The organism is Streptomyces sp. KLMMK (genome assembly GCF_036961605.1).
In the GTDB taxonomy this organism is placed as follows: domain Bacteria; phylum Actinomycetota; class Actinomycetes; order Streptomycetales; family Streptomycetaceae; genus Streptomyces; species Streptomyces telluris.
The window spans coordinates 1-1,249 of record NZ_JBAMDC010000750.1 but is presented as its reverse complement, the minus strand read 5'-3'; the positions used below and the strand labels follow the sequence as shown (position 1 = coordinate 1,249).

The window sequence follows — 1,249 nt, the reverse complement described above, 5'->3', positions numbered from 1 at the left end:
GCGATGAAGATGTTCACCACGGTCAGCGCGCCCACCGCGCCGAACACCGGGGCCGGCACCTTCTCGTCGTCGCGCTTGACGTAGACCAGGCCGAGGATCACGACGAGCAGCGCGAGCTTCGTGCCGATCTTGACCATGTTCAGGGTGTGGTCCTGTGCCTGGTTGAGACCCACCAGCGCCACGCCCGTGACCAGCATGGTCAGCGCGCCGTGCAGCATGGCGGGCACCATCCGCGCCTCGCCCCTGCCCATGGCCTTCATCTGGGTCATGAAGCCGCCGAGCAGCGCGCCGATGCCGACGATGTGCAGGCCGACGACGGCGTGAATGAGTACGTCCATGAGGCCGACCCTAGCGGGGGCCATATCACCCACGGGCAGGCAGGTGGGGCGCAATCGCCACTTCGGTCACGGGCGGCATATATCCATCCGCAGGGGCGGGGTCGACATGATCACCCGCCAAAGCGCGCTGATCGATTTCATCCACTACCGGTCATCTGTGTTCTGGAGCGTGACCCTGCGGAATAGCGTCCTGGCCCAGACGGCGGCGGTCCGCGCGCTCCCCCCTCGCGACGGACCGCCGCCGGACACCGTCCGGCACGGCCACAGGGCCGGCGGACCGGGCAGGAACAGCAGGTCTGGAAGGAAGTGACGGCCGGCGTGGCAGCAGCGCACCGCAAGCCCAGGCAGCACCCGCTCACCAGCGGCACCGTACGGACCGCGGCCGGTCTCGCCCTTGCGGGCGCCGCCACCGCCACGCTCCTCGACGGCACCGCGCAGGCCGCTCCCCCGCCGTCGACGGCCCAGCTCAGAGCCCAGGTCGACCGGTACTACCGGGAGGCCGAGGAGGCCACCGAGCGGTACAACGGCGCCAAGGAGAAGGCCGACCGGGCGGAGGCCGCCCTCGAAGAGCTGCAGGACCGGGCCGCCCGCAGGACCGAGCGGCTCAACGCCGCCCGCAACGCCCTGGGCTCCTACGCCACCGCCCAGTACCGCGAGGGCGGGATGCCCCCGAGCGTGCAGCTGATGCTCTCCTCCTCCCCCGGCCAGTACCTGGAGCGGGCCGCCCTGGCCCACCAGGCGGGCAGCCGGCAGGCGGTGGCCGTCGGCCGTTACGAGCGCGAAGCGCGGGAGATCCGGCAGGTCCGCACGGCCGCCGACGCCCGCCTCACGGAGCTCAAGCAGGAGCAGGCCGGCCTTGCCCGCCACAAGCGGACCGTCGAGGGCAAACTCGCGGGGGCCAGGAGGGTGCT

At 71.8% G+C, this 1,249-nt stretch carries 2 protein-coding genes; one reads left to right on the top strand and one right to left on the bottom strand.

The window, feature by feature from the left end; genetic code table 11:
* The coding region (locus tag V7793_RS37725; protein ID WP_336014259.1) for a hypothetical protein at positions 1–338 on the bottom strand (338 nt) is incomplete at its 3' end.
* Positions 339–656: 318 nt separating this feature from the next.
* Here V7793_RS37725 and V7793_RS37720 point away from each other — a divergent pair.
* The coding region (locus tag V7793_RS37720) for a coiled-coil domain-containing protein (protein ID WP_443058091.1) at positions 657–1,249 on the top strand (593 nt) is incomplete at its 3' end.